Origin of the sequence: Hyella patelloides LEGE 07179, assembly GCF_900659865.1 — a bacterium.
Lineage (GTDB): Bacteria > Cyanobacteriota > Cyanobacteriia > Cyanobacteriales > Xenococcaceae > Hyella > Hyella patelloides.
In genome coordinates this window covers 1-1,342 of the sequence record NZ_LR214309.1, presented here as the reverse complement: position 1 = coordinate 1,342, position 1,342 = coordinate 1, and the positions used below count along the sequence as shown (strand labels likewise).

General features: G+C 43.1%; 1 pseudogene. It reads left to right on the top strand.

Features of this window, described 5'->3' with window-relative positions:
• Positions 1–848: 848 nt before the first annotated feature.
• Positions 849–1,274 (top strand): annotated as a pseudogene (locus H1P_RS33395) (reverse transcriptase N-terminal domain-containing protein); the annotation flags it as partial.
• Positions 1,275–1,342 lie beyond the last annotated feature (68 nt).

Genomic DNA, 1,342 nt, shown 5'->3' with positions numbered 1-1,342 from the left:
TTTACATTCTAAGCATATTATTTCCGAACCATATCGAAAACAATTATTTTGGCTGAATTTCTTAAGGATTAACTGCTTAATGTTCCTGAATTCCTAAGTATTACATTTTGACGTGCGGAAGGTGGGCATAAATGTTCTGAGTGTGGGTATGAACAAGATAGAGATATAGCTGCTGCTGAAGTAGTCAGAAATAGAGGAATATCTGCTGTAGGAACTACAGTGGTTAAACAGCCCAGTAACGGCGGTCTGGCGGGGGCAATTGCCTAGCTAAGAGTCTATATGGGGTGCGATTCGTTGAAGCTGCGAAGCTCTAGAAACTAGAGAAGTAGAGGCTTCCAGAGGAGGGCGGGGAGAAAACCGCAAGTACTCTGAACTGATAGATAGATGTGGGTTAAAGTCCCACCATCAAGGAGATTGATGACTCCTTATCTGGCACTACTGACCAGACTCGAAATTCTGGAGGGTAAAGCGTGCATCAGGGCGGAATTAGAGGTGAAACAGATAGCCACACTACCGCTAACAGGAAGATGTCATTGAGTAAACAGGTTCTAGAAAAGTGTCTGAAGCTCAAGCCATAATCTGAACAACAAATATGGACTTCATCACCGCTTATTCTCGCAGCATCATCCCGTAGATAGCTGCTTCTCTGAGAAGGTGATAGGCAAATTGAACCGCTCTAAAACATCAGCCAATCTAACTATCGGAACGAAAAGAAACGTAGCTCCAGATTCTAAGGGTCGAAAACCTAGATAGGATGGACGAGCATCGGAAACTCTGGCTACGGGTAGGATGAGGCGTAACTGCCAAAAGGATATCAGAAGAATGTTCGACTACGGAGGACAGAAATTATGACGCACAGCGTAAGTTGTAGCGATAATTGGGAACTAGCCGACTGGAAAGGATTTCAGAAGGTTCTATTCCGCCTACAAAGAAGAATATTCAAAGCAGTTAGAGATGGAGACAAGGCAAAAGCCAAGAGACTTCAAAGGCTCGTTCTCTCTTCTCACTCAGCAAGAATGCTAGCAATTAGGCAAGTAACCCAATTAAACATTGGGAAGAAAACGGCAGGAATTGATGGCAAAAAGTCTTTAACGTTCAAGGAACGATTCCAACTGGAGGAAATTCTCAAACAAAATACAAAGACTTGGAAACATCAAGGATTACGAGAAATCCCCATCCCGAAAAAGGATGGAACAAAACGAATTCTCAAAGTCCCAACAATTGCCGACAGAGCGTGGCAATGCCTTGTCAAATACGCTCTAGAACCAGCACACGGCGAAAATAGAAGGTTCGTGTCACCAGACGCAACCTCAAAAAAATTGTGATTATTTATACCATTTTT